Here is a 26,464-nt window from a genome sequence, read left to right as displayed (position 1 = left end):
CTGCCTTGTGCCTGATGTAACAGTTCCATTTCTCCACTTGTAAGAATAGATTTGAAACTATTTGAAGCTGCATATAGAGATTCACGTACTCTTTCCTGATTATAAAATATACTCTGTCATTTAAATTTCTTTACAAAACAGCTCCTCTATCTCTTTCTTTGTCAGCTTATTGATGAATACCTCTCTTGCCTCAATAACCGACTCCGAAAGCTGCTTTTTCTTTTCCTGCAGCTTATTGATTTTTTCCTCAATGGTATCCTTGGTAATCAGTTTAATTACATGGACGGTGCTGGTTTGTCCGATACGGTAAACACGGTCGGTGGCCTGGTCTTCTACCGCCGGATTCCACCATGGGTCATAGTGGATAACCGTATCGGCCCCGGTCAGGTTGATACCGGTGCCACCTGCCTTTAGGGAAATCAGAAAGACCTCCCGCTCCCCCTGGTTAAACCGAGTTACCATATCAATCCGGTCATCGGATTTGGTTGCTCCCTCCAGATAAAAATAAGAAATACCAGCAGCACTAAGCCGCTCTCCAATAATAGAAAGCATCGTAGTAAATTGGGAGAAAATCAGAACGCGATGACCATTTTCCAGAATCCCCGGCAGCTGTTCCATCAAAAGCTCCAGCTTTCCGCTGTCTCCACTATAGTCTTCTACAAATGTAGATGGATGGCAGCAGATTTGACGAAGCCTCGTCAGAGCGGACAATATCTGTATCTGGTTCTGGGAATCCAGATTTTCCCGGACATTATTCATATAGGACAGGTAGATAAGCTTCTGCTTTTCTGTCATTTCCGTAACCATACGGGTTTCTATCTTATCTGGAAGCTCCGTAAGAACATCCTTTTTCATACGCCTAAGGATAAAGGGCTTGATGCGGGTCGTCAGCCGCTCTAAGTCCTCCTTACTTTCCTCCCTGATAATTGGCTTTTCATATTTTTCTGAAAATTTATGATAGGTTAACAGGTAGCCTGGCATAATATAATCAAAAATCGACCAAAGCTCAGACAGGGAATTTTCAATCGGTGTACCGGTTAGGGCAAAGCGATGCTTCGCCAGTATCTTTTTTACACTTCGGGCACTTTGAGAAATCGAATTTTTGATAAACTGAGCTTCATCAATAAACATCGAATCAATAGAAAGCTTTTGGTAATGTTCACAGTCTCTCCGAAGCAATGGGTAAGACGTAACCAGCACATCCATATCCTCTGCCGTCTCAATTAGCTCCTTCCGCTCTTCCGGGGTTCCACTGACCACACGCACCTTCATATCCGGTGCAAAGGTATGAAATTCCTCCTCCCAGTTATAAATTAAGGAGGTCGGACATACAACAAAGTGAAGCTTTCCTGGACGGGATTTCATGTACGCAATAGACTCCAAAGTTTTTCCAAGGCCCATATCATCCGCCAGAATACCGCCCAGCCCATGATAGGCCAGCGTAGAAAGCCACTGATAGCCTGTTACCTGATAATGTCGGAGGCTTGCATTAATTCCCTCCGGTATAGGATATTCCTTTGTCTCCGGGTCTTCTACCTCCTTTAACAGAGAGCTTAGCTTTTCATCACGCTCATAAGCCACTGAAGCCATATTTTCTAACAGCTTGTCCAAATAAAAGACGGTATACTTAGGAAGCTCAAAAATATCCTCCTTCTGGCTCTTTAAGCTGATATCCAGCTCCTGGAGGGTATCTATGGCAGCTTTTGCCTCTTCGCTCGTAAGATCTAAAAAGCTTCCATCCTTCAAGCGATGATACTTCCTTTTCAGCTTCAAGGAATGAAATACCTCCCGCAGTTCATCCCTTGGCACTGCCTCATAGGAAAGGTTAAGCTCTAAAAGATCCGAGCCTTCCGAAAGCCGTACACTGCTGTTTAACCGTCCTGTTGACTGAATCGAAAGCGTTTTAAAATTATCGGAATAGTAAACTGTGCACAGTCCGGAAAGCTCGCCTACTCCTTTGGACAAGAAATCATAGATCGCTTCATCCTCCTTCAGCACATAGCTGTTTTTATAAGGCAGAAAATGAGCCTCCTCCAGCCATTCTAACAGCTTTTGCTCCTCTGCCTTCTTACGCACCAGAATAATGCCATCCGGTACTTTAGGCCTCAATGGGTTAATCTTGAAGCTTCCGTAGGAAAACTCTACGCTGGCACTGACTGCATTTTTCTGTCGGTCCAGGTAAATAGCAGCATCAAGACTTTCAACAATGTAATTTTCACGCATGGAATCTGGTATCGTAAGCTCCATCGTATCATACAGCTTCGGAAGTACAATATCTAAAAAACGTTGCTTATCCTCACCCTTAAAAATCAATGGCTCCCGGCTACCGCCAAGGCTGCTGTAAAAGGGCAGAAAATTCTTTAAAAAAGCCTTTTCCGGCAAATAGATTACGTTCTCATAAAGAAGCATGCTTCCATCATCAGCCAGAGGAATTACCGGTTTATTTTCCCGGTAATCAAAGAGAATGCCCTCCTTTTCCGTCCGTACCAGAAATCCAATCGGTGGATTTCCCCTCTGTACCGTAACGTTATCGCAGGCCTTTTCATTTAGAACCAGCTGACATGGCACCTTTCCCATCAGTTCCAGGAGCTTATAAAGCATCTTTTGGGTAAATATCATTTCAGACTTTAAAAACAGGTTATTGTAATAGCTCTTTCCCAGGGCCTCCTGAATCTCCAGGATTTCAATCAGATAATCTATAATCGGACGGGATTTCTTATCAAAGGTACTTTCTCCGTGAATAAACTTGAATTCCTTTCCAAGAACAATATTTTCCCCGGAATAATAATCACCCAGAAACTTTTTGATATTCTGGACCTTATAAAGACGCCGGCTTCCTGCCTGCAGTGAAAGAAAGGCTTTGCCTGTATTCCCTTTAAAAATCGCCGGCAACGTAATACAAGGCTTCAACTCAAAGCTTTCACCGTAAACAGGTGTAAAATCCTGTTTATTGAAATATTCTACAATTTGAAAGGCCCGTTTTCCCTCTGTGCCACAGCTTTCCTTCTCCGAACGTTCCTGATAATCTGCAATAAAAAGAAGGGCTGCAACAATATGCTTGCATACCTTATTTCTCTTAATATAATCCGGACAATTACAAGTACAGGAAAAATCCCTTTCATTTTTCACCTGGATTACCACCCGGTAGGGATTCTGTCCCATTACCGTAGCACGGTACTGCTTATTTATTTTCGACCAGGTCACATTTGATACTGCATTTGCCCTGAAATACCTGGCTCCCCGGTAATAGATGACCTCATCCCCGGTTACCTGCCTGATTCGCTCCTTTGTCACCTGTAGCACCTGTTTTCACCTGCTTTTCTTATTTTTTCATATTACGATATTATATCAAATTTCAAAGAAATTTTCAATAAAATCACATAACTTTCAAAAAAGGGTTGACAAATCTATCTAAGTCGCATAAAATGAATACCAACTTAACAAATCAAACCGTTGAAAAAGACGAGTACAATGATACACCGTATTACAGAGAGCGGCCGTTGCTGAGAGGTTGCATACAGGCATGATTGGAATGGACTTTTGAGGGCAGACTGAACCGGATTTTCCCAAGTAGGCTTTGCAGGGAACTCAACCCTTTATCAATGAGCTTATGTGATAGCATAAGAACTAAGTGGACAGCACAGGCTGTCAATTTGGGTGGTACCGCAGGATATAACTCTTGTCCCATACAGGGATAGGAGTTTTTTTTATTTCACCATCTTACCTTATTCAACGGTCCAACAAGAATGGAGGACAATTTTATGAAAAAATCAATCGCTATCTTACTCGCTACTATGTTATGTGCAGCTTCCCTTACCGGCTGTGGAAACCAGACCGCCAGCAGCACTTCTACGGCATCCCCTGCCTATACCATCGGTATCTCCCAGATTGCACCTCACGGCTCTCTGGACAACTGCCGGGAGGGCTTTATTGCCGGTCTTGCTTCTGAAGGCTTTGTAGAGGGAGAAAATCTTGTAATCGACTATAAAAACGCAGAGGGCGAACCAAGCAATGCAACGATGATTAGTGAAACCTTTGTTTCCAAAAAATACGACTTAATCGGAGCTATCGCTACTCCTACTGCTATGGCGGCCTTCAACGCTACACAGGAAAGCCAGATTCCTGTTATATTCACCGCTGTTTCTGACCCGGTTGCCGCTGAAATCGTAGCCTCCTTAGAGGAGCCTGGCACCAACTGTACCGGAACCTCCGATGCTCTTCCATTAGAGCCACAGATGAAAATGATTCGTGACTTTCTTCCAGAGGCTAAAACCATTGGTATTCTCTATACCACCAGCGAAGTAAATTCTCTTACCCATCTGGAAAAGTTTAAGGAGCTTGCTCCGAAATATGGCTTTACAATCGAAGCCATTGGTGTCAGCAACCAGAGCGAAATTCCTCTTGCTATGGATACTCTCGTTACTAAATGCGATGTTATCAACAACTTTACCGATAACAATGTAGTCAACAATCTGGAAACTGTTCTTGCAAAGGCCCAGGATGCTGGTATCCCGGTATTTGGTTCCGAGGAAGAGCAGGTAAAGAAGGGCTGTGTCGCTGCCCAGAACATCGACTACTTTGCTTTAGGTGAGAAAACTGGTAAGATGGCAGCAAGAGTGTTAAAGGGCGAAAATCCTGCTGGGATTCCGGTAGAAGTTATTTCGGACTCTCTTCCGGTAGCAAATCAGGAAGCCCTTGCTTTCTACGGAATTACCGTTCCAGAAGAATATAAAAGCAATATCAGCTATTTAGCTGCTGACGAATAAAACGAACAAGAAAAGAGGATTTTTCCCATGGAAGTATTTTTATCAATCTTTGAAGGAATTTTAGAACAGGGCCTGATTTACGGTATCATGGCCCTGGGTATTTACATCACCTACAGTATTCTGGATTTTCCGGATTTGTCGGTCGATGGCACCTTTCCTTTAGGCTCTGCTGTCACCGCTATGCTGATTGCAGCCGGAGCCAATCCATGGCTTGCCATTGCTGCCGCTTTTGTTGCCGGATGTCTGGCTGGCCTTCTGACTGGTATCTTTCATGTTGTATTCGGCATCAAGGACCTTCTGGCTGGTATCATTACCATGACCGGTCTGTATTCTGTCAATCTGATGCTGGCCGGTGGCAAGGCTATTCTTCCAATTGCCAGTAAAACTACGATTTTTACTGCAGCACCTAATACACTTTTATTGATTTTTCTCTGTGCATTGGTAATCAAGATGCTTTTGGATTTGTACTTAAAGACAAAATCCGGTCTTTTACTTCGTGCGGTTGGTGATAATGCTTCCATGGTTACCATGATGGGTAAAAACCCTGGAAAGGTAAAAATCCTTGGGCTCATGCTTTGTAATGGATTAGCCGCTACTGCCGGTTCCATTCTGTGCCAGCAGCAGAGAAGCTTTGATGTAAACTCCGGAAATGGTATGCTGGTCATGGGACTTGCTTCTGTTATTATTGGTATTTCCATTTTTGGCAAGCTTCCTTTGATAAAAGGAACTACGGTTGTATTTTTAGGCTCCATTTTATACAAGGCCTGCCTATCCATCGCCCTGAACCTGAATTTTAATCCAAATTATCTGAAATTATTAATGGCCTTTATCTTCCTTGCTGCTTTAGTAGGAAATGACATGGCAAAAAAAGGAGGAAAAAATTATGCTAAAGCTGGAAAACATTAATAAGACCTTTTATCCCGGTACTCCGGATGAAACGATACTTTTTCAGCATTTTAATCTGACTGTAAAAAAGGATGCCTTTATCTCTGTCATTGGAAGCAACGGCTCCGGTAAATCTACGATGCTGAATCTTTTGTGTGGAACCCTGATTCCTGACAGCGGACAGATTCTTTTAAATGATAAGGATATTACAAAGGTTAAGGATTTTGAACGAGCCTCCTATATCGCCAGAGTTTACCAGGACCCTTCCAGAGGCTCCTGCGGCTCCTTTTCCATTCTGGAAAATATGGCTCTTGCTGACAACAAGGGTAAGGCCTATGGCTTTGGCCATGCCATTAATAAGGATAGGCTTGACTTTTACCGCACCCAGTTAGAACAGCTCCATCTGGGACTGGAAAACCGTCTGAATGACAAGGTAAAGAATCTTTCCGGCGGCCAGCGGCAGGCTCTGGCTATTATTACTGCTACTCTCACACCCCATGACATCCTGATTCTGGATGAGCATACTGCTGCCCTGGACCCAAAGACCGCTGACAATATTATGGAGCTTACTAATGAAATTGTTGAAAAAAAGAAGCTTACCACCATTATGGTAACCCATAACCTGAAATTTGCCCTCCAATATGGCAACCGCCTTCTGATGATGCATCAGGGTGAAGCCATTATGGATAAGGATGGCGAAGAAAAGCAGAAGGTAGAATTAAATGAGGTGTTAGATAAATTTAATGAAATCAGCATTGAGCTTGGAAATTAAAGAAGAAGCCGGAGCTTTCTCCGGCTTCTCTTTTCATCATTTCAATTAATCATCATACTCTGTATCCCATTCCAGGATTTCTCCGGTATAGGCGTCAATGGTATAATCATATTCCATATTTCCCTGGTAGAATTCAACCTCATAAACCCGTCTGCCATCATCCTTATCCAGCTTTGCCTTAACAAAATCAACCTTAGAAGCAGTGAGTCCTGCATCCTTTAGAGCAATCTCTTTTGCTTTGCTCACACCGATATAGGATTTTTTACTTGTTGTCTTTTTTACCTTTTCTACATCCTTTTCCAGAATTTTTCCGGTGTAGGCATGAACCTCATACTCATATTCTGCACTGCTGGTGTAAAATTCAATATCATAATAACGGATTCCATCATCTGTTTTAAGCTTTGCCTTAGTAAAGGTTACATCAGCTGCTTTTAAAGACGCATCTGATAAAGCCTTCTTTTTTGCTGCTGAAGTACCAATAACCTTCTTCTTATTTGTTGTCTTTGATGAAGCATTTGATTCCGTTGCCATACTCTTTGCATCCACAGGAGCTGCAGATGCCTCCCCATGAAATGCTGCTGTTGAAGCAAACAGAGCCATTGCTAATAAAACACCTGTTACAACTTTCTTATTTCTATTCTTCATAAAATAGCCTCCTTTTTCTTTGTTATCTGCATTATAGCAAAGAAAGATTAGAGAAACATTAGAAGCTACTTATTTTTTCAAATGAAAAATAAATACACTGCCTTCTCCCAGCTTCGAATCTACCGTCATTTTTCCATGATGAAGAGAAGAGATTTCCTTTACAATGGAAAGCCCCAGTCCACTTCCCTGACTGCCCCGGGAAGTGTCTGCCTGATAAAACCGGTTCCATATCTGCGGAAGCTCCTCCTTGGCAATTCCAATACCGTCATCAGCCACAGATAGCTGAATTTCATCTTCCACCTGAGTCAATCGGACATAAATATGACCCTCTGGCCTTCCATATCGATAGGCATTTACAATCAGGTTGCTTAAAAGCTTTGTAAGCAGTGATATATTTCCCTGTATAGAAATACCTCGTTCAATATCACTTTCCAGACAAATATCTTTTTCACGAATCAAAGCCATATCCTGGCAAATCGTTTCTGTCAGCTGGGAAAGGTCTATGAGCTCCATTTCAACATTACCTTTATTCTGCTCTAAGCGGGTCACTGTCAAAAGCTCATTCACCATAACAGACATCTTCCGTCCCTGTCTTTCAATCAGCTCCAGAGCCTCAATATACTCCTCCTGCCTCTGCGGCTCGCCTAATGAATATTCGCACTGGGATAAAATAACGGAAATCGGAGTTCTAAGCTCATGAGAAGCATCGGAGGTGAACTTCTTTTGCTGATGGAAAACAGTTTCAATACGGTCAAACATCTCATCAAAGGTATTTGCCAGCCAGTGAAGCTCATCTGTTCCCTTTCCTATATTGATTCTTCTGCCTAAATCATCACCTTCCCGGATACTGTCCACCGTAGCCTGTATCTGATTAATCGGCCGCAGACAGTAGCCGGCAACCCAATAGCCGCTGATTACAGCTAGGCAACAGAATCCGGGAAGTAAAATCAGTGAAAGCCTGGCAAGAAAATGAATCTGTTCTGTTCCATCCGCTTCAGAAACAATTCCTCTAAGCCACAGCCCCTCCAGATTTTTCCCCTCCAGATGACGGTCATAGACATAATATTTTATCCCTTTGTCCGTTACCGTCTGAATTTTCCCATTCAAAAAAGCCAGATTTTCAGAAACCCTTGCTACCGGATTTTCTCCATACAAAAGGGTTCTATTTTCCTCATACAAAGCTGTATAAACGCCATTTACAACGTCCAGAAAATCATCATCAATTTCCAGAAAGCCTTCCCCATAATCAATATATAAATCTGTATCCTCCTCCGTAGCATCATGAGTTTCATAAAATTCAACCTCATCAACATTGTTTTCGACAATTTCAATCATCCGGTCTCGTATTCCCTTTTGTAGTACAGAACCACTGATTGTCAGCTCCGAAAAAACCGCCAAAGCTGTCACTAAAACAATAGCTGTGGAAAACCAAAGCGTTATCTTCCAGCGAATGGACCATCCTTTCATATATCCTCCTGTAGTACATAGCCTCTGCCGCGGACAGTGTGAATCAGCTTCTTTTCCTGTCCTTCATCTATCTTTTTCCTGAGATAGCTGATATATACATCCACAACATTGGTACCGCCTTCATAATCAAAATTCCAGATATGGTTTTCAATTTTTTCCCGGGATAATATCACCCCTGCATTATGCATCATATACTCCAGCAGGGCATATTCCTTTGCTGAAAGAACAATTTCCTTTCCACCCCGGGTAACCTTTTGTGTATTGCAGTCCAGCACCAAATCAGCAACTATAAGCTCATTTTTTACAGCACCACGTTGGGTTCGCAGTAAAACCCGGAGCCTGGCCCGAAGCTCCTCCAGAGAAAATGGTTTCACCAGATAATCATTAGCCCCGCTATCCAAGCCAAGGACACGATCCTCAATAGCATCCTTTGCCGTCAGAAAGATAACCGGCGTGTCCTTCCCGGCACTTCTTATGCGTTTCAATACCTCCAGACCATCAACCTTAGGCATCATAATGTCCAAGATTACCGCATCATATTCTGCCACATTCAAAAATTCCAGGGCTTCCTCTCCATTAAAACAACTGTCTACGGAGTAGCCATCATTCGTCAGCCTTTTTGTTAAAATATGGTTTAAATCCCTCTCATCCTCTGCTAATAAAAGCCTCATACCAGATTTTCCCTCCATTATCGAAGCTCCATCCGAAGCCTTCCTTTTCCACCACTGCACCATACTGTACCATAGGTTCCATTGATAATTGTAAACTGTGGTGCCTTATGTCCAATATCTGCCTGAAAAATAATCGGCTTGTTTAAGTCACCCAGCACAGACAAAACGGCTTCCTCATAGGTCGTACCGGTATAAGTATGGAACATACAGGGCCGTCCAAAAACAAAGCCATTAACACGGGAGAACCATCCAGCCTCCCGAAGGTGCCACAGGGCTCTTACCATCGCCTCACTTCCTAAATCGAAGCTTTCCAGATACCATAAAACGCCATCTTTGGCATACCGTTCATTAAAGCCGGCAACATCCTCATAGCTTGTCCCTACCAGGTCTAAAAGTACATCAAGGCATCCACCCAGAAGCCGTCCCTTTATCGTAATCTCACTGGCTGTACCCGCAAGCTTCCATTCTACCGGCTTATCCTCCTGATACCCCTCCAGACCGGTTACCTTATCATAAAAGCCATCCTCATAGAAATCAAAGCTTTCCTGTTCCACGAGGTTCCCCTGCAGGATCTCAAAGTTATTAATAACAGCCTCATGCCATTCACCCATGCCAAAATCATTAAAGTTATTGCCATAGATGGTTGCAATATCACATTTCGTCGTAATTGGAAATACAAGGCCGGTATTATCAGAAAAGCCTTGATACCACTTCAGATTCCGGCTGATTTTTTCGTAATCCAGGAAAGGAAGCATTTCACATAGGAAATCGCCGCCCTTAGCAGAAATCACTGCCTTTATCTCCGGGTTTTCTACAAGAGACATAAGCTCCTCGGCCCTTGTCTTCCCATCGGCACTTCTACCCCTTTCACTTTTTCTGACAGAAGCCGTCTCTATGACTGGAAACCCCAGCCGATCCAGCTTGTCCTTTCCGTTATCCAGACGGATAAAATCAGTTTCCTTTTTATTACCATCGGAGGGTGCTGTCACTCCAATTTTGTCGCCCTTTTTTAAAAATTCAGGATATCTCATACACGTTCTCCTATATAGTAAAATCCTTTACATTCCTTAAGTCTTACCTTAATAAGCTTACCTAAAAGCTCCTGGCTGCCTGGAAAATGTACCAGCATATTATTACTTAAGCGTCCTGTCATATAGCCTGCAAGCTGGCTGTTTTCTTCCTCTACCAGAACATAATCCTCTTTTCCCTCTGCCTTTTTTGCCTCTTCGGCACCGATTGTCTGTACCTCGGTAAGCAGACGATTAAACCGTTCCTTTACCACATCCTCCGGCACCTGCTCCTCCATTTTAGCTGCCGGTGTACCGGTTCGTTTGGAATAAATAAAGGTAAATGCCGTACTGTAGCGTATCTTTCTCACTACATCCATGGTTTCTTCAAAATCCTTTTCTGTCTCCCCTGGAAAGCCTACAATAATGTCTGTTGTCAAGGCAATATCCGGAACTGCTGCTTTTATCTTCTCCGCCAGCTTTAAATAATGCTCCTTGTCATACTTCCGGTTCATAATCTTTAAAATCCGGCTGCTTCCTGACTGTACCGGAAGGTGAAGATGGGTACAGATTTTTTTAGAATTTTTCATAACTTCAATCAGCTCATCGGACAAATCCTTTGGATGGGAGGTCATGAAACGGATTCTTTCGATACCTTCTATCTTTTCTACCTCTTTCAGAAGCTCGGCAAAGCTCATTGGCTCTGAAAGAGTCTTTCCATAGGAGTTTACATTCTGTCCCAGCAGCATAATCTCAACAACGCCATCCTTTGCCAGGCCTTCTATTTCCCGGATAATATCCCTTGGATTCCGGCTTCTCTCCCGGCCTCTGACATAAGGTACGATACAGTAGCTGCAGAAATTATTGCAGCCAAACATAATATTAACACCTGCTTTAAAGGGATACTTTCTCTCACTTGGCAAATCCTCAACAATCGTATCTGTTCCCTTCCAGATATCAATAATCATACCCTTGCTTTCCAGACGGTTTGATAAAAGCTCAGCAAATTTAAAAATATTATGGGTTCCAAAAATCAAATCTACAAACCGGTAGCTATGCTTCAGCTTTTCAACGACTGCTTCCTCCTGCATCATGCAGCCGCAAAGGCCAATCAGCATATGTGGATTTTTCTCCTTCTGCTTCTTTAAATAGCCCAGATGTCCATATACCTTCTGGTTTGCATTCTCCCTAACGGTACAGGTATTGTAAATAACAAAATCGGCAGTTTCCTCCTCAGTCATCTGATAGCCAATCATTTCTAATATGGCGGTCAGCTTTTCAGAGTCCCTGGCATTCATCTGGCAGCCAAAGGTTGAGACATGGGAACTTGGTTTACGACCAAGCTTTTGCTCCAACTCTTTAACCAGCTTCCTGGCTTTTGCCATAAAATAATATTGGCGCTGTGGTTCTTCTATTGGCGGCTGCTTTGTTAAATCAATTTCATCTATATTTATTTCAAACATTTTTTATCTCCTTTTATTTAGCTTCGGTAGCCTTGATTCAACAAGACCTGAAGCAATTTTTCTTTTATTGTCTTCGAAATTATAATAATTACGTAGATACTCCCCTTGGTCAATCACTAACACTTCACTTTCATTTACATTTTGAAGACTACATTCCCCAGGATGAATAATATACTTTCCTCCGATTTCTCCCTCGGGAAAGATCTCATTAATGATATGTTCAGCTATACCATTTGCAATCGTCCACTTTTTTCCCTTTTCTGTATTTAAATTAATTACAGCAGCATGTTTACATTCAAATAAATATGAAATCTGATGTCCGGAACCTTCTGACTGTGTAATAACAAAATCTAGTTCATAGTTCCTTCCGTCTTGATTATTTTCCAAAAAATAAATTTTGTCGTCTGCTAGTTTATGATGATACATATCGACCATGCATGTTGACTCATACACAAATCCAAGCAAATCGTTTCCCAGAACTTTTTCATCGTAAATACTACATAATAACTGCCATGTTAATGAAGGATTAACAATATATGTCCTCTCATCTTTACTTAGTCCAAAACTTGCCGCTTTTTCTTTTCTGGGAACTAAATTAGGAATTTTAACGATAACACCCGCCTGCTCTAAAATATTACTTACCTGTGCAACATCGAATGGAGCTAACGTATCTTCTATTTCAATTCCTAATCTTGTAAGATTATCTAAAGACTTAATTGAATTATCCCTAACTGGAATTTTTGTATCCATTATATCTTTTATAGATTTATAAAAAATTGAATATACAATATTACTTATTTTAGCCATATCAAATCCAGGCATTATTTCTACAATATACGCCTTTAGATTGTCAATAATAGCATTCTGAATATACGAAGCCATTGTAGAAAAATTTGAAGTTGCATATTCTTCAAATACACCACCTTGCTTAAGATATAAATCGCAAGTTTCTAACGACATAGGCATGTCGTTAAGTCTGCAATATTCATTGAATGATAAGAATGTTGTATGAATCGTTATTGCTCTATGAATAAGAGGTCCTGACTTTAATGCTTCAAGGCTCAAAGATTCCGTTCCTGTAATAATTACTCTTTTTCCATGATTTACTAAATTATCCAGCAACTCATCTAGTTCATATTCTCTGCGATTCTTAATCCAGGTATATTCATCAAGCATAATGACTTTTTCTGGACGGGACAAAATAAATTCCTTATATCCTTTTGCATCTACATCATTTGATTTTTCTGCACATACGTACACACCATCTACATCTTTAAGTACCTGAATAATACCAGTTGTTTTTCCGGTACCACGTAACCCACTTACAATCAACACCTTTCTAACACTACTTTGTACGTAATCCTTAACATCACTTACAAAATCTCTTTGCTTCCAACTTTCATTAAAGGTATCTCTATCTGACTGTATATACTCATTATAATTATCTTTATCAACTATTCTCATAATGAAGCACTTCCTTTCAAGTTATGAAGTTTTCTGGTTTCACCACCCACCATACATACCATTATAACAAAAATCTCTATTTTTGCTTTTTCATTATACCTATGGATAGCTTATTCCGTCAATGATTAATTCTAATAAAAGGAGTAAGCCAGATTTCTCTTAAAACCTCCTCCTGAAGCTCTGCTCTCAGAGGAAAAGCTTCTTCTTCCCATACAGTTTCTATGGTAAATGCCGGGCAGTTACCATATTCCGAGGCATAGTGAACCGTATTTCCCCCTCTGTCTCCGGATTCAATTTCCAATCCCGGCTCCTTGAGACGATAACCTGTGAAATGAGAAAGCTCCTCCGCCAAAAGCCTCTGCCGCTCGTTATACGCCGCTTCCTTTGCCTGCCGGTAATAGTAAATACTTCTTTCCCTGGAATGATAGTCCAGATATAATTCTGGTCTGTATTTTTGAAAAACCTGCATCAATGCTTTTGTTTCCCGTTCACTGGCCGGTATATCACCGATACTTTCCTGTATCCAGCTTTTACACGGAAAATTCCGGTTAATGTCTACTGCCCTGCCATTATACTTCCATTCCGATGCCGGAATTTTCATAGCAACGGCTTTTTCCTTACACTTAAGACGGAGCCGACTATTTTTTATTGCAGCAAAGCCCTTGAGGGCAATTTCATAGCCATCCGGATTTACCAGTGGAACAATAAGAAGGGAATGCTCCTGAAACCAGCTTTCAAAGCAAATGTTCCTGGCAGACAAATGGTTTCTGGTAAGGCAGGCATAGCGGTCTGCCATTCGGACAAGAACAGCCGGATTAATAGATTCTCTTCCATGGACACCACCGCTTAACAAGACAATCTTCCTGCCAGAGCCTAAAATAAGCATGGGAATCTCTCTATTGTCCCAGGATTTTCCTATGCTTACCTTTTTTATAAAGCCCTTATATTGCTTTGACAGCTCCTCACAATTCTTTTTCAGCTGTTCATAGCTATATAGATTTCGTTCCATACAGACCTCTTTCAAAGTCTCTTTCTCGCAGTATACGCAAAAAGAAGGTATGGAGTGCTTATCTTATAAATCCATTTTCCGTCAGGATAGTATCGGCCATTGCATCTCTTGCCTCTATCTGCCAGGAAGCCTCTTTTAAAAGCTGACATTCAAAGCAAAGCCCCAGCCGGAAAAAACAGTGCCTTGAGAAACGTGCCAGATAGGCATCATAATAACCTCCACCGTAGCCAAGACGGTTTCCACTCATATCAAAAGCCAGTCCCGGAAGAAGCATCAGCTCTTTATTTGCAAGCTCCGGAGAAGCCAGTGCGTCTATTTGCTCTTCCGGTTCTAAAATTCCACGAAACCCAGATCCCAGCTCTTCCAAGGAATGTATTTCAAAAAACTCCATTCGGCGTTCCTTATATACCTTTGGCACAAAAACACGCTTTTGGGCTGCCAGTGCTTCTTTGATAATCCCTTTTGTCTCGACCTCTGTACCATAGGAAACATAGGTATACAATGCTTCTGCCTCTAAAAACATTTCAGATGCAAAAAGCCCCTGCTTTATAGCTAAACTCTTTTGTTTACGTTCCTTTTCTGTAAGTCCATCCCGATACTGTCTGTACTTCCTGCGAACTTCTTTTTTCTCCATTTTCTACTATTCTCTTTTCTTATCCGGGTCTTTGTCACTTAAATCCGTAATCGTTCCATCCGGATTTAACAAAGAAATATTATTTAACTGGCTTTTTAAATTCTGACGAACTGCCTTAATATACTCACTTCGTAAATCTGCCTGTTCTATCTTCTCCTCTGAAGTAAGCCCTGTATTCTTTGATTTGTGATATAATTCATTGATTCTCTTAATCATAGCCTCATCCATTAGTTGTGACCCTCCTGAATATAATCTAATAGTCTGAAATCCTGATTCTTACATGCCTTAAAAAGCGTACCTACCTCTTCACCCTCCATAATACGGCTGATATTCATAATATCATTACCATTGGAAATCACCATATCTGCACCGGAATCCGTTGCAATCCGTGCTGCGGATATCTTTGTCGCCATACCCCCGGTTCCAAGGCTTCCATTGGTATCCTTTCCCATCTGAATCAGCTTATCGTCAATCTGCTCTACAACCTTTACAAATTCTGCCTCTGGATTCTTCCTTGGATCATCGGTATACAGGCCATCAATATCCGACATGAGAATCAAAAGATCAGCCCCAATCAAGGCCGCTACGATTGCTGACAGTGTATCATTATCACCAAACTCAATTTCATCGGTAGATACCGTATCATTTTCGTTGACAATCGGTATCACTCCCATATGTAGCAGTTCCCGGAAGGTGTTTTGTGCATTGATCCGGTTTCTGTCATTTATCATAGTATATTTTGTCATTAAAATCTGTGCGGTAATCTGATTATATTCAATAAACAGCTTCTGATATACCATCATAAGCCTTGCCTGTCCAATGGCTGCACAAGCCTGACGCACTGAAAGCTCCTTTGGTCGCTCCTTAAGACCAATAGCCTTTCTTCCTACACCAATCGCTCCGGAGGATACGACAACAATCTCTTTTCCCTGATTGTTAAGATCTGTCAAAATCCGCACCAGCTTCTCCATTTTGATTAAATCCAGCTCACCGGTAGCCTCATGGGTCAAGGTCGAGGTTCCTAGCTTTACTACAATTCGTTTTTTTTCATTTAAACTTCTCATCTTTATCCTCATTTCTGTATTTTCCTGCAATTGCTTCAAAAACCTTCAGTCCATCCATAGCTGCTGACATGATACCGCCAGCATAACCAGCACCTTCTCCACAAGGGTAAATGCCATTTATCTCAGACTGAAGTCCCTCCTTACGGAGAATCCGTACCGGAGATGAGGTTCTGGTTTCCACGCCTGAGACAACAGCCTCTCCGTCTCCAAAGCCCTGTATCCTTTTATCAAAGGCATGTACACCCTCTATAATCGTTTCTGCCACATAATCCGGCAGACATTCCCTGACATTAGAAAGCTCATAGTCTCCCTTTAAATCTGGTATCACCCTGCCAAGAGTAACGGAAGGTACATTATTTTCAAAATCCCGGAAGGTCTGCACCGGCACCTTTCCTTTTCCAGCTAAAAAGGCCTGTCTTTCCCATTTTCTCTGAAATTCTACTCCGGCAAGAGGACCTTCGCCGCCATAGTCCTCTGGTGTCACAGTTACAATCATCGCTGAGTTTGCATTCCGTTCGCTCCTGTCATGATTGCTCATACCATTTACCACCAGATGCTCCGGCTCTGAAGAGGCATTTACAACAAAGCCGCCAGGACACATGCAAAAGGAATAGACGCCCCTGCCATTAGCTGCCTGATGAGTCAGCTTGTAATCTGCCGCCGGGAGTCGTCGATAAGCCTCACCATACTGGGCCTTGCTAATAAGCTCCTGCTCATGCTCGATTCGCACTCCAATCGCAAAGGATTTTGCCTCCATCGGAAGCTGCCTTTTTAAAAGCATGGAAAAGGTATCTCTAGCACTGTGACCAATAGCCAGCACCAGCACCTGACAGTCAAGCCATACCTCATGATTAAGCTCAATAGCTCCAAGACTTCCTTCTTCTACCCGGATATCAGTAAGCTGGGTGGAGAAGCGTATCTCTCCGCCTAGGCGAAGGATTTCTTCACGGATTCCTTTTACTACCTGCCTCAATCGGTCTGTACCGATGTGTGGCTTGTTCATATAGCAGATTTCCTGAGGTGCACCGAATTCAGCAAGGATCCTAAGTACATGCTGTCCTCTTCCAAACTTATCCTTTACCATTGTATTAAGCTTGCCATCAGAAAAGGTTCCTGCACCACCTTCACCAAACTGGACATTACAGTTTGCATCCAGCTCTCCGGTCTGCCAGAAATGTTCTACCTTCTCCACTCGCTTTTCTATACACTCGCCCCGTTCTATTACAATGGGTCGATAGCCTGCTCTGGAAAGCTCCAGGGCACAAAGCATCCCAGCTGGCCCAAAGCCGGCTACTACTGGTCTGTGTAAAAGCGTTTCTTCACCAAAGGTAAAGGCCACAGGCTCCTTTTTCACTGCCGGTTCCATGCCCTTTAATCGTTTATTTTTTAAAACTTTTCCCTCATTTGCTACCAAAGCCTCTACTACATAGCTATAATGGATATCCTCTTTTTTCCGGGCATCCAGGGAACGTTTTATAATATAACAGTCCAATAGCTCTTCTGATGCCAGCTTAAGCTGCTTTCGCACTGCATTTCTGACAACGACCTGCTCCCTTACAAAATCACTGGTATCTATCTTATCTATGCTTATCCTAAGCTGTGATATGCGTATCATTTATTTTCCTCCTAAGCCTTTCCTATCTGTCTATGCTTTTCCCTGCCCAAAGGCCTGCCAGATACCCGGTAGACCAGGCCCACTGCAGATTGTAGCCACCACAGATACCATCTACATCCAAAAGCTCTCCGGTAAGATAGACACCCGATGCCCTTTTAGACTCCATCGTAGCTTCACTGACCTCTGTAAGAGAAACACCGCCTGCTGTTACCTGGGCCTGCTCAAAACCACGGCTCCCATGAATTGGTACATAAAGAACCTTTCCACCATAGATGCCCTTATCTGCCAGTACCTGTGCCAGCTTTCTATCAAAAATTCCTGCATACAGCTCTTTTTTTTCAAGACCTGGGTTCCTTTTTCCTAATTCTTCGATATATTCTAAAAATTCTTCCTCTGTAAGCTCAGGAAGGAAATCTGCCAGAAGCTCCGTTCTCTTCCCTTGCTCTAGAGCCTCACAGGCAGTACGGCACAGCTGAAATACCGGGATACCAGATAGCCCGTAGGATGTCAGCTGAACCTCACCTGTCTCTTTTTTCACAGCTTCGCCCTCTATCAAGAGAATAAGCTCTGCCTGAGCTCTTACCCCCGAGATTTTAGGGAAAAACAGCTCCTTTGATAAAAGCCCCGTAAGTCCCGGATACAATTTAGTGACACTATGTCCGAGCTCCCTGGCCAGTCTGTATCCACTTCCATCACTTCCCAGAATGGACGAAGCCCTGCCTCCTGCCGCTAGGATAACCCGTTTTCCTTCATAGGCATATGTAGCTGTTTTAACACAAAACCCACTCTCTATGGAGCCAGAAATAGCTTTTACCTGCTCGCCACATTTTACTTTTACTTTAAGCCGTGAAAGCTCCTGCAAAAAAAGCCGTACTACAGACTCAGCCTGTCCGGAATGGGGATAATAGTACCCATTTTTCACTGTCGGGAATATCCCCAGCTCCCGGAAAAAATTCACGGTTTTTTCTTTATCAAACTGTTTTAAAATGCTGGCAGCCGTTTCTTTGTCCTGGCTATAGTAGCAATCCATACTCTGATATTCATTTGTAAAATTACATTTTCCATTGCCGGTTGCCAAAAGCTTTCGTCCTGGTTTTTCTTCTTTTTCCAGTACGGTTACCTGGCAGCCCTGTCTTGCCGCCCAGATAGCTGCCATCATACCGGAAGCACCACCGCCGACTACGATTACATCCCTCGTGGCTGCCATGAAAACTCCTCCTTAGCTCGAATAGTTCTCCAGAATTCCATAAAGCTCCTCCTGATTTTTAACGTAAATACCATAATTCAGCTTTCTAAGCTCTATTTCCGGAAGATTCGTTACAGAAATCCCAGTATATTCATATACTGTCTTTTTATCACTATAATACACTACAACCTCATTGTCAAAGACTGCAATATAATACTCATAGCCGACCTGTCCGCTGTCATAGGTTTTCCGAAGCACTATCCTGTCTGCTGAAAAGGACAAAAGCTCATAGGATAAAAGTCCCTTCTGAAACTCCTCTAACGGTAGCTCTTCCATATATGCCGAAAGATACTCTATCAGCTCTTCCCTGTTTTTTCCAAGAATATCCTCTCTATCAAAGAGCTTTCCCTTCACCTGCTGACCAGTTCCCTTGTCATAGATTTCCAGAACACATTCCGTATCCGGCCAGACAATATCCTGCTTTCTAGTGTCGGCCTCCTTTATTTGCTCAGCCTCTATAATATTTGTATTCTCCCTGGCATGCTTTGCTGCCTTTTGATAGCTATAGTAATAAGCACCTGTCAGTACTCCTACAGCAAGAAAAAAACTAAAAACATAGAATACTATCCGTTTCATGCTATAACCTCATTTCTGTAAGCTGGATAGTCTCTATTATTTCCAGTTTTTTCTTATCTATTCCTATTCACTAATACTTAAATTTTCCATCCGATAGGTAGGATACAGGGCCACATAGGTTTTACCCGGATTGATGCTTAACAGCCTTCCATCGGTATCCAGATACCTCATTGCCTTACCGGACTCATTCTTTTCCCAGGTAATCTCCTGTACCTTGCCATTCGTAATATAATAACCCTTTCCGGTGGCATTTTCAAAATTAATTGTCTGATAACCATTGGAATCAATATTTTTTTCTTCTACCAGCTGGACAATAATATTTTTAAAGGCAAGCGGTTCACCCGTATTAGCATCTATATGTTCCTTACCAAACTGCCCTCTATAGTATAAGCCTTCTTCCTTATTATAGTCAAAAAATGGATTCGCAGAGCTGGAAAAACCAAGCTTTATATGATTAGCATTTTCTCCTTCTAGCTGTGTATCCTTCTCATAAAAATTAAAATGCTTACACAAATCCTCTCTATATTCCGTACGGTAATCCTTTTTCTTCGTTCCCTCAAAAATTCCCTTTGCACTTGCAAAGGCATTGTGAGGAGCCTTAATACTCTTGTCCCTGTAAAACACTGTTGTCCCAATAGCTTCCAGACCGCTTAAATTATTTACCTTCAGTTCGGAAATTTTACTCAAAGCATATTTTGTCTGTCCATAATGAACGAAAATCGCATCATATTCCTCAGCTACGCTGACAAAATAATGTCTGGCACTGCGGACAGATCCAATCCGCTCCGAGGAAGGCTTTTCAATAATTCCCATCAGACGGGTAATACCGCCCTCTGCCAAAGCTTCATAAAGGATAGACGCTTCAGAGGTGCCACTCTGCGGGCTTGCATATTCAATATTATTGAACATAACTGCATAGGGACGTAAGGAAGCCTCCTCTTTAGGAATCCACAATCCGGTCAGAAGGCTCTGAGCCTCTCCCTCATGGTTTTCCTCCGGCTTCGGTGTCTCTGCAGGAAGCTCTTCCTGCCCTGTCGCTACCGGTGCTACCTCCGCTGTCGTATTGCTTTCTTCCTTTTTCTGACAGCCGGTCAATGCCGCTACTAAAAGGATAGTTCCCAAAAATCTCACACTAAATTTTTTCATACATCCTTCTCCTTGTTCTACATTTTTAATCACGAGTGATTCTCAGCTTATCTAAAATCAGCCGTTGTTTTTCCTCCATGATTAGCCGTTCCTCCTCCTCCATATGGTCGTAGCCACATAGATGAAGAACACTGTGGACTGTCAGAAATGCCATCTCTCTTTCCAGAGAATGTCCATATTCTACCGCCTGTTCCAAAGCCCGCTCCACTGAAATTATGATATCCCCCAGCAAAAGCTCTCCGCTCTCCGGATGAAAGCAGTCATCACGTTCCTCTAAAAAATCAAAGTTGCCTGGAACCTCATACTCAAGCATCGGAAAGGATAACACATCAGTTGGCTGGTCAATATTCCGGAATTCCTTATTAACTCTGTGAATCTCCTCGTTATCTGTCAGAACCACATTAACCTCAGCCTCATAAGGACAGCCCTCTTCATCCAGACTCGCCTCAATAACTCTGCAAAGCAGTTCCTCATAATCAAACTCCGGTGTTTCCTTACATTCACATTCAATTTGTATTGTCATGCTTTTGCTCCCTTACTATACTCATTTTGAAAAAATTCCTTGAGCTTTTTATAATTGCGGATATCCATGCCAGACTCATCCAAGGTGCCCTTTTTAAACCGAATATCAAAAATCTGTTCAATTATCTTCGCTGCAGATACCTGCACATTTTTCCCTTTTTGTTCCTTTTCCATATACTCAATGGTAGAAACAATACTGTCTGTAATCATAACCACTGCGGCTTCTACACTCTGTGGCTTTTCATATTTGGAATTGTGCTGGCGGATAATATCAATTACCGGCTGAGGAAGGTCAAACTCTACTCCTAGCTTTACCCCCTCTTCAATATAGTCTCTTCCAGCAATTCTTCCAATCTCATGATAAAGGCCGCCAGCCTGTACCACCTTATCACGGCAGCCAATGCAAAGGGCTGCCTCCTGTGCCAAGCTGCTGATATGTAAGGAATGGGCATATAAGCTCTCGGAATACTCCAAAAGCCTCTTACGAAGCGGAAAACTCTCAGAAAGTATCTCTAAAATTCTCTCCTCCTGTGAAGTCTCTTCTGCCAGTACTGTCTCTGCCTTCTCCACCCTTTCTCCCAGCTGTACCGGTTCTTCCTTCACACCATGATGCAGTAAATAAGCAGCAGCTACTACAACCAAAGTAGAAAACAGTGAATATATTGCACTTTTACTGGTCGACTGCTTCCATGCCAGATTATTCATAATAAAAATTAAAGTCAGATTCGACGAAAGTGCTATAATCAGGACATAGAAAAAACTTATCAGAGTTGTCATATATCTTGTCAGTACACAAAGAATCGTTCCAATGATTCCATAAAATATTAAATTTTCAATGCTGTAGCCATACAGCCCGCACAAAAGAAGCGTCAAAATGCCCTGCATTGCAAGTCCAAAATATAAATGAATATACAATGCCGCAACTACCGGTCCGGCAATCCACCAGTTAAAAAGATAGGCTTCCGGCAAAAGACTGATTAGTAATACAGAAAACAGATAACAGATACACCCGAGAAGCATCTGGTTTCTGTTCCAAATATCTGAAAGCTTATCATTTCGCAAAAAGCTGGTAAATACAAAAAGCAAAGCCATCGTCATACCATACGGCTTAATAAGCTCTGTCCATACCGTATCCTTCGTCAAAGCAAAGCCAGCCATTCCCAAAAGGGTTGCTAAAATCAGAAAAATGCTGAATAGTTCTTTTTTAAGCCTCATCTCTCTGTCCTCTTATATTTCCTTTTATTTTCAACGGCTCTTCTCTCTTTTTTCTTAAGCTCCTTAGACTCGTAAGCATCATAGGCCTTGACGATTTTCTGTACCAGAGGATGCCGCACCACATCCTGGCTGGTCAGATATGCAAAGCCAATATCCTCTATTTTATTTAAAACCTTAATTGCCTCTTCAAGACCGGAGCCTGTATTCCCTGGTAAATCCTTCTGGGTCAGGTCACCAGTGATGATAACCTTGGAGCCAAAGCCAATACGGGTCAAAAACATCTTCATCTGGGCTGGTGTGGTATTCTGTGCCTCATCCAGAATAATAAAGGCATTGTCTAGAGTACGTCCTCGCATATAAGCCAATGGAGCCACCTCGATTAGCCCCTTTTCTGCATTTTTGGCATAACTATCCGGTCCCATAATCTGATACAGGGCATCATATAAGGGCCGCAAATAAGGGTCTACCTTACTTTGCAAGTCTCCCGGCAGAAAGCCCAGCTTTTCTCCTGCTTCAATGGCTGGACGAGTCAGAATAATCCGGCTGACCTCGTCATTCTTAAAGGCCTTAATGCCCATAGCCATAGCCAGATAAGTCTTTCCGGTACCAGCTGGTCCGATTCCAAATACAATCATCTTTTCCCGGATTAAATCAACATATTTTTTCTGTCCCAGAGTCTTTGGCTTGATTGGCTTGCCCTGAATCGTATGGCAGATTAAATCCTCATCTATTGAAAGAAGGGAATTTTCCTTGTCCTCAAAACACAGAGAGAGTGCATAGCTTACATTCTGCTCCTGTATCTGGGTTCCCCGTTTAGAAAGCTCTAAAAGTGTCTCAAATACGCTTTTTGCCTTAGCAACACGAATACCGTCCCCTAGAACCTTAAGCTGTCCATCCCTTGAAACAAGAGTTACATTTAAAGTCCTTTCTATCAGCTTTAAATAAGCATCAATGTCACCAAACACATTTCTTTCATGCTCTGCTGGTATATCAATTATTGTTTCTACTATACTCATCGGTTTCTATATTCCTCCACTCATTGTCTGTAATTTTCCGATAGGTCTGTACCGGCTCTGATACATATAAGGAGCCAGCAGCAATACATTTATCCGCCGTCACTGTAAGCTTTACCTGGTTATCTAAAACCTTTATTTTTTTCTCTTCAAGCTCTTTAAGATAAACAGTAAACCAGTCCTTTGCCATCTGCGTAATCTCTTTTTCAGAATAGACGGCATCTTTTTTTCTATACTCCCGATACTCCGTTGTCACAAGCTCTACCGGCGAATACAAAATGCTCCTTTTACCTATTATATCATACTGTGTCCAATTTTCCAAAGATTTTAATGGATTATCGAAAGAAATTTCATAGCCCAGGCACCGGATAGTATATTTTTTCTTTATTTTTCCCGTATATTCCTTCCTTTTATACTTCAAAGGATATTCCTGATGATAAGAAATCCAGGTGTTTAAATAAATATCACCGTCTGCCTCTACCGCTTCCTTTCGCAAAAGAAGCTCATTGTCTCCCACAATGTCAACGACACCATTAATAAGAATATCTCCTGCTTCTACCTTATCTCCCTTTCGTACGGTCAAGGTTCCCTTTCTGACAATAACAGAGGCTATCTCCCCTGATGCTGGAGCAATCAGATGAGCTGGAGCTCCTTCTTTCTTTTTTTCCTTCGCAAGATTTGTCTCCCGGATTCGTATCAGCATTTTGCTTCCCCGGATTTCTGCTGAAACCCAGCCGATATCCTTATATTCCTTTCGCAAGGATTCTTCAATTCCAGTACAGTCAAGCAAAGCCTTTCTTGTCCCTGGATATACCTCCAGAGATTTTAGATACTTTTTAAGCTCTACGCTGGTATGGCTGTACTGACCCGATATCTCCACTGACCAGATAAACTGGGAATATCCATAAATCAGTGCTGCAAACAAAAGAGCTCCCGCCCAGAGTCCCACTCTCGGCCGAAGCCTTTTTAGTACAAAGGGAAGCCCTCTTTTTTTTAAAATCCAGGGTCTTGTCTTCGTTTTTCTTACAATCGGCCGAAGCTTTTTATAGTCTTTAACCGACATAGACAGAATATATCCCTTCTCTGTCCTGCCCACATTCCAAAGTTTTATTTTTCTGGCATTGCACAGATTTAAAAAGCGTTCTGGAAAGTATCCGTAAATAATAACACATACATATCCAAGACACCAGGTTACAAATCGCTTTAACACCCTGTCACCTCTTATTTCATGGTTTCGGATTTCCGTAGCTTATCTGATAGACCGTCCCTGTAATTTTCATAATATCTTCTGTATAATAATTAATATTCAAGGCCTTCCCTTCAATATGTATTCTTCCTGTTTTTGTCTGTATCCGTATCGTATCTCCAGTATATTCGATAATATTTTTATAGTTCTCCAGAAAAAGCTCTCTGTGTCCAACAACAGTCAGAATCGGTGCTCCTGCTAGAATATCTCCTGGTAATGGTATCATATCGGAAATCTTTTCCATAAAGCCTCCCAAAACAGGATACTCTTAATATTATATGCTGTCGTAAAAAAATGTGTACTGTGTCAAACATTCCATTTCCTGCCGGATTCTCAAAATTGAGAACTCCTTCCAGAATGCATTCGATTTTATAAGCTTATGAGCTAACTATAGCAGCCTTTCTTTCCAGATACAATAACGTGGTTTTTTAGGGGTTTCAACTGGCGGTTGAATTAGAAAAATTCACTTCTGACTTCACCAAATCTCTTAACCGGCTCCTGCCCTTCCTTATGCTCCCCGATGTGCTTCTCCATCCAGACCATATTATACCAGCGGTTGAATTTATAACCGCATTGATGGAATTCCCCCACCATACGGTATCCAAGTTTTTCATGGAATTTCACACTGTCCTTTGTCAGATATTCATCCTCTGTATCCGGGTAAGCAATGCAGGCTTCCAGATTTAAGATATTCTGCTTTTTTAAAATCTTTTCCAGTTCCTCATAAAGCCCTTTTCCGATTCCCATGGCTTTTTTATCTTTATGTACATAAATAGAGGTCTCCACTGCCCAGTCATATGCGGCTCTCGCCTTAAAAGGACTTACATAGGCATAACCCACGATTTTTCCTTCTGACGCCGCCACAAGATACGGATATTTTTCCAGGACATGGCAGATTCTTCCTGCAAATTCCTCTACAGAAGGGACTTCGTATTCAAAGGTAATGGCCGTGCTGGTGACATAATAGGAATACATTTCTAAGAGTTCTCTGGCATCTTCTTCTGTTGCAACTCTTATTTCAAAATCATTGTTTTTCATAACCTTCATCCCCCATATTTATCTTTGTTTTTCTCTTGTTAGCACGCTTTTCTCACTTTTTTATTAAATTCATATTAATGCGTTCTTCCTAATTCTATCTCTATCTTTATTATCCGTAAATCATATTATCAAAATTATATTGTCCATACTTCTGTTCGTCAAGAAGGCAAAACATCCTCCCCTTTTGCATCATACACAAAAAGGGAGGATTTCCTTTCATCATCCTATTCCGGTATTCTCTAATCTTTAATGCTTTCCAACCATATTCTTCCTCTTATAAAAGCAGAATTTTTAGCGATGCTCTGCCAGCTCATCCACCGGCATCCGCATTTTTCCATGGCGGTCGCTGTCCACCGGCTCTTCATCGGCATATCCAACTGCCAGAATATTAACCGGTTCCAGATGCTCCGGCAATCCAAATTCCTCCTTCACAGCCTCCGGCTTAAAGTAACAGATCCAGCAAGTTCCCAAGCCTAATTCCGTCGCTTCCAGCATCATATGATCTGTTAAAATCGCGGCATCAATATCGGTGGTCTTTTTGCCATCGAAAGGCCTGGTCCATGCCTTACTGTGGTCGGCACATACAATAACCGCCAAAGGAGCTTCATAAATATTAGCTGCTTTCCCTACCTTAGAGAGCCCTTCCTCGCTCTGCACCACAAGGAGCTTCACCGGCTGCCTGTTGGCTGCCGTAGGCGCCACATGGGCTGCCTCTAAAATCTGTTCCACCTTTTCCTTTTCCACTGGCTTATCCATATACTTGCGAACTGAATATCTCTGTTTTGCTGTCTCTAAAAATGACATAGAAATCCTCCATTCCAAAGCTTCCAAAGCTTTTAAAATAAAATATAAGCAACTCTTTTGCATACTGTTGAACTTTAGGTTAACCTCAGCTATAATTATAAAGAAATCTCTTCAAAAGGCAAGAATGCACTTTTTAGGTAGTGTCTGCTGATTAAGCTAAAACACTTAATTTTACTGACTTTTACCTCGTTTTCTG

Annotated in this window: 25 protein-coding genes and 1 other annotated feature; of the genes, 3 read left to right on the top strand and 22 right to left on the bottom strand. The window is 42.0% G+C overall.

Going from position 1 to position 26,464, the window contains the following annotated elements; translation table 11 throughout:
* Window positions 1-120: 120 nt before the first annotated feature.
* The gene (locus tag ASU35_RS07995) at window positions 121-3,303 is read right to left on the bottom strand and encodes a DEAD/DEAH box helicase (RefSeq protein WP_058352506.1); all 3,183 of its coding nucleotides are present in this window, start codon (window positions 3,301-3,303) and stop codon (window positions 121-123) included.
* A gap of 141 nt (window positions 3,304-3,444) precedes the next feature.
* Window positions 3,445-3,690: a binding site (T-box leader), on the top strand.
* A 71-nt stretch (window positions 3,691-3,761) separates the two neighbouring features.
* Here ASU35_RS07995 and ASU35_RS07990 point away from each other — a divergent pair.
* The 3 genes from ASU35_RS07990 to ASU35_RS07980 are packed head-to-tail and all read left to right on the top strand — an operon-like array spanning window position 3,762 to window position 6,423.
* Window positions 3,762-4,766, top strand: coding sequence for an ABC transporter substrate-binding protein (locus tag ASU35_RS07990; RefSeq protein ID WP_058352505.1), 1,005 nt, complete (start codon window positions 3,762-3,764; stop codon window positions 4,764-4,766).
* Window positions 4,767-4,793: 27 nt separating this feature from the next.
* Complete coding sequence (locus ASU35_RS07985) at window positions 4,794-5,672, top strand: ABC transporter permease (RefSeq protein WP_058352504.1); 879 nt, start codon at window positions 4,794-4,796, stop codon at window positions 5,670-5,672.
* Window positions 5,650-6,423: an ABC transporter ATP-binding protein gene (locus ASU35_RS07980; RefSeq protein WP_058352503.1), complete on the top strand. Its 774-nt coding sequence runs from the start codon at window positions 5,650-5,652 to the stop codon at window positions 6,421-6,423. The genes ASU35_RS07985 and ASU35_RS07980 overlap by 23 nt, the downstream gene beginning before the upstream one ends.
* Window positions 6,424-6,468: 45 nt before the next feature.
* Here ASU35_RS07980 and ASU35_RS07975 read toward each other — a convergent pair whose 3' ends face one another.
* The 21 genes from ASU35_RS07975 to ASU35_RS07875 all read right to left on the bottom strand — a co-directional run bounded on the left by ASU35_RS07975 (window position 6,469) and on the right by ASU35_RS07875 (window position 26,268).
* Entirely contained in the window at window positions 6,469-7,068 is a 600-nt protein-coding gene (locus ASU35_RS07975; protein ID WP_058352502.1) for a PepSY domain-containing protein, read from the bottom strand.
* Between the two features lie 69 nt (window positions 7,069-7,137).
* Window positions 7,138-8,535, bottom strand: coding sequence for a sensor histidine kinase (locus ASU35_RS07970; protein WP_058352501.1), 1,398 nt, complete (start codon window positions 8,533-8,535; stop codon window positions 7,138-7,140).
* On the bottom strand, window positions 8,532-9,206 hold the full coding sequence (locus ASU35_RS07965; protein ID WP_058352518.1) for a response regulator transcription factor: 675 nt from the start codon (window positions 9,204-9,206) through the stop codon (window positions 8,532-8,534). The genes ASU35_RS07970 and ASU35_RS07965 overlap by 4 nt, the downstream gene beginning before the upstream one ends.
* A gap of 17 nt (window positions 9,207-9,223) precedes the next feature.
* Window positions 9,224-10,237 carry a S66 family peptidase gene (locus ASU35_RS07960; RefSeq protein WP_058352500.1) on the bottom strand — a complete coding sequence of 338 codons (1,014 nt, stop codon included), beginning with the start codon at window positions 10,235-10,237 and terminating at the stop codon, window positions 9,224-9,226.
* A complete protein-coding gene (gene miaB / locus ASU35_RS07955; RefSeq protein WP_058352499.1) occupies window positions 10,234-11,676 on the bottom strand; it encodes a tRNA (N6-isopentenyl adenosine(37)-C2)-methylthiotransferase MiaB in 1,443 nt (480 codons plus the stop codon). Before miaB ends, ASU35_RS07960 begins: the two co-directional genes overlap by 4 nt.
* Before the next feature lie 3 nt (window positions 11,677-11,679).
* Window positions 11,680-13,140, bottom strand: coding sequence for an AAA family ATPase (locus tag ASU35_RS07950; RefSeq protein ID WP_058352498.1), 1,461 nt, complete (start codon window positions 13,138-13,140; stop codon window positions 11,680-11,682).
* A gap of 118 nt (window positions 13,141-13,258) precedes the next feature.
* Window positions 13,259-14,149: a M14 family zinc carboxypeptidase gene (locus ASU35_RS07945; protein WP_058352497.1), complete on the bottom strand. Its 891-nt coding sequence runs from the start codon at window positions 14,147-14,149 to the stop codon at window positions 13,259-13,261.
* Window positions 14,150-14,207: 58 nt separating this feature from the next.
* Window positions 14,208-14,783: a 5-formyltetrahydrofolate cyclo-ligase gene (locus tag ASU35_RS07940; protein ID WP_058352496.1), complete on the bottom strand. Its 576-nt coding sequence runs from the start codon at window positions 14,781-14,783 to the stop codon at window positions 14,208-14,210.
* Between the two features lie 6 nt (window positions 14,784-14,789).
* Window positions 14,790-15,011 carry a DUF896 domain-containing protein gene (locus ASU35_RS07935; RefSeq protein ID WP_058352495.1) on the bottom strand — a complete coding sequence of 74 codons (222 nt, stop codon included), beginning with the start codon at window positions 15,009-15,011 and terminating at the stop codon, window positions 14,790-14,792.
* A complete protein-coding gene (gene proB, locus ASU35_RS07930) occupies window positions 15,011-15,847 on the bottom strand; it encodes a glutamate 5-kinase (RefSeq protein WP_242861231.1) in 837 nt (278 codons plus the stop codon). Before proB ends, ASU35_RS07935 begins: the two co-directional genes overlap by 1 nt.
* Window positions 15,831-17,462: an NAD(P)/FAD-dependent oxidoreductase gene (locus tag ASU35_RS07925; protein ID WP_058352493.1), complete on the bottom strand. Its 1,632-nt coding sequence runs from the start codon at window positions 17,460-17,462 to the stop codon at window positions 15,831-15,833. The genes proB and ASU35_RS07925 overlap by 17 nt, the downstream gene beginning before the upstream one ends.
* A gap of 22 nt (window positions 17,463-17,484) precedes the next feature.
* On the bottom strand, window positions 17,485-18,669 hold the full coding sequence (locus ASU35_RS07920; protein ID WP_058352492.1) for an aminoacetone oxidase family FAD-binding enzyme: 1,185 nt from the start codon (window positions 18,667-18,669) through the stop codon (window positions 17,485-17,487).
* 12 nt (window positions 18,670-18,681) lie between these two features.
* A complete protein-coding gene (locus ASU35_RS07915; protein WP_058352491.1) occupies window positions 18,682-19,284 on the bottom strand; it encodes a BofC C-terminal domain-containing protein in 603 nt (200 codons plus the stop codon).
* Between the two features lie 63 nt (window positions 19,285-19,347).
* Window positions 19,348-20,430: a DUF3048 domain-containing protein gene (locus ASU35_RS07910; RefSeq protein WP_058352490.1), complete on the bottom strand. Its 1,083-nt coding sequence runs from the start codon at window positions 20,428-20,430 to the stop codon at window positions 19,348-19,350.
* 25 nt (window positions 20,431-20,455) lie between these two features.
* Entirely contained in the window at window positions 20,456-20,953 is a 498-nt protein-coding gene (ybeY, locus tag ASU35_RS07905) for an rRNA maturation RNase YbeY (protein ID WP_058352489.1), read from the bottom strand.
* On the bottom strand, window positions 20,950-22,167 hold the full coding sequence (locus ASU35_RS07900) for an HDIG domain-containing metalloprotein (protein WP_058352488.1): 1,218 nt from the start codon (window positions 22,165-22,167) through the stop codon (window positions 20,950-20,952). Before ASU35_RS07900 ends, ybeY begins: the two co-directional genes overlap by 4 nt.
* Window positions 22,164-23,183: a PhoH family protein gene (locus ASU35_RS07895; protein WP_058352487.1), complete on the bottom strand. Its 1,020-nt coding sequence runs from the start codon at window positions 23,181-23,183 to the stop codon at window positions 22,164-22,166. Before ASU35_RS07895 ends, ASU35_RS07900 begins: the two co-directional genes overlap by 4 nt.
* Window positions 23,158-24,390, bottom strand: a complete 1,233-nt coding sequence (yqfD, locus tag ASU35_RS07890) for a sporulation protein YqfD (RefSeq protein ID WP_058352486.1) — start codon at window positions 24,388-24,390, stop codon at window positions 23,158-23,160. The genes ASU35_RS07895 and yqfD overlap by 26 nt, the downstream gene beginning before the upstream one ends.
* Window positions 24,391-24,406: 16 nt before the next feature.
* Window positions 24,407-24,670: a YabP/YqfC family sporulation protein gene (locus ASU35_RS07885; RefSeq protein WP_058352485.1), complete on the bottom strand. Its 264-nt coding sequence runs from the start codon at window positions 24,668-24,670 to the stop codon at window positions 24,407-24,409.
* Between the two features lie 209 nt (window positions 24,671-24,879).
* A complete protein-coding gene (locus tag ASU35_RS07880) occupies window positions 24,880-25,473 on the bottom strand; it encodes a GNAT family N-acetyltransferase (protein ID WP_058352484.1) in 594 nt (197 codons plus the stop codon).
* A gap of 282 nt (window positions 25,474-25,755) precedes the next feature.
* The gene (locus ASU35_RS07875) at window positions 25,756-26,268 is read right to left on the bottom strand and encodes a nitroreductase family protein (RefSeq protein ID WP_058352483.1); all 513 of its coding nucleotides are present in this window, start codon (window positions 26,266-26,268) and stop codon (window positions 25,756-25,758) included.
* Window positions 26,269-26,464 lie beyond the last annotated feature (196 nt).

The organism is Acetivibrio ethanolgignens, assembly GCF_001461035.1.
Classification (GTDB): Bacteria; Bacillota; Clostridia; order Lachnospirales; family Lachnospiraceae; genus Velocimicrobium; species Velocimicrobium ethanolgignens.
The sequence above is the reverse complement of the archived record's forward strand: the minus strand, read 5'-3'. Positions and strand labels throughout refer to the sequence as shown.